This is a genomic window from Streptomyces canarius (genome assembly GCF_014650735.1).
Taxonomy (GTDB): Bacteria; Actinomycetota; Actinomycetes; order Streptomycetales; family Streptomycetaceae; genus Streptomyces; species Streptomyces olivaceoviridis.
Genome location: NZ_BMVN01000186.1, coordinates 1 through 1113, shown reverse-complemented (window position 1 = coordinate 1113; position 1113 = coordinate 1). Strand labels below are relative to the sequence as shown.

Below are 1113 nucleotides of genomic sequence, written 5' to 3'. Positions count from 1 at the left end.
CGGTGCGGGCGTCATCAGACATAATCGCGTCCCATGACCGTACTGATGCCTGTGCTCATGATCCTGGTCGTGGGAGGGATCTTCGCCCTCGTCATCACCATGATGGTGCGCGCCCAGCGGGACCGGGCGCGCGGCGTGCAGGAGAGAGCCTCGGCGATCCGACTCGCCCAGGAGCGCGGCTACGGCTACCAGCAGGCCACATACGGGCTGATCGACGGGCTCTGCGGCATGGCGCCGCTGCCCGTCAGCGGGCGCAACCTGCGGGCGGAGCACTACATCACCGGGGAGTTCCGGGGCCGCGGCTTCCGCTGCTTCGAGTATGTGACCGGCACCCTCAACGTCCACGACGGCCCGGGACGGAACCAGCCCGTCTTCTGGACGGTGTTCGCGGTCGCTGCGCCGGGTCCCGGGCCCGAACTGGTGGTGCGACGGCCGCAGGCGCTCGACGGGATGACACAGCGTGGCCGTGTGGTGCAGCTCGGCGTCGCGGAGTTCGACGAGGCGTTCCGGGTGATCACGGATGACGAGTCGTTCGCCCGTGATGCCCTGGCGGGCGACGTGGCGCCCTTCCTGACCGCGCAGCCGCAGGCCGTGCAGGACTCCCCGATCCGGCTGCACAACGGTGAGTTGCTCACCTGGCGCCGCGGCCGGCTGAGCCCGCAGGACTTCGACGAGCGGCTCGGCTACCTGTGCGATGTGCTGGACCGGATCCCGCCGCGGGTCTGGTCGGCGGTCTGAGACGGCCGACCAGGGCGTCAGGCGGCTTGGTCCGCCCGTACCGAGCGGACGAACTGCTTGAAGTCGTCCAGCACCGCCGCCAGCTGTTCCGGCTTCGCCGTGAGCACCAGCTCGATCACGGCACGCTGTGACGGACGGTCCACATCCTCCAGGCCGAGGTAGACCTGGCTCTGCACCAGTTCGAGCGGTTCTCCGTGCAGGGTGGTCGACAGGCGCAGGTTCTGGACGACACCCGGTGAGTCGGTGAGCCCCGGGATGTCGGGGGTCCCCACCTCTTCCTGCTTGGTGACCTCCACGGTGCCGGCCTGCCCGAGCCGCTGTACCGACTCGTCGGCGATCTGCCGCATGGTTGCGCTGTCGTTGCGCATCCCGCCG

General features: G+C 69.6%; 2 protein-coding genes. One reads left to right on the top strand and one right to left on the bottom strand.

The features are described from left to right. Positions 1-33 precede the first annotated feature (33 nt). Positions 34-738, top strand: coding sequence for a hypothetical protein (locus IE294_RS46755; RefSeq protein ID WP_189895392.1), 705 nt, complete (start codon positions 34-36; stop codon positions 736-738). 17 nt (positions 739-755) lie between these two features. Here IE294_RS46755 and IE294_RS46750 read toward each other — a convergent pair. Beyond that, positions 756-1113 (bottom strand): hypothetical protein (locus IE294_RS46750; protein WP_229918590.1); only part of this gene is annotated, 358 nt, incomplete at its 5' end.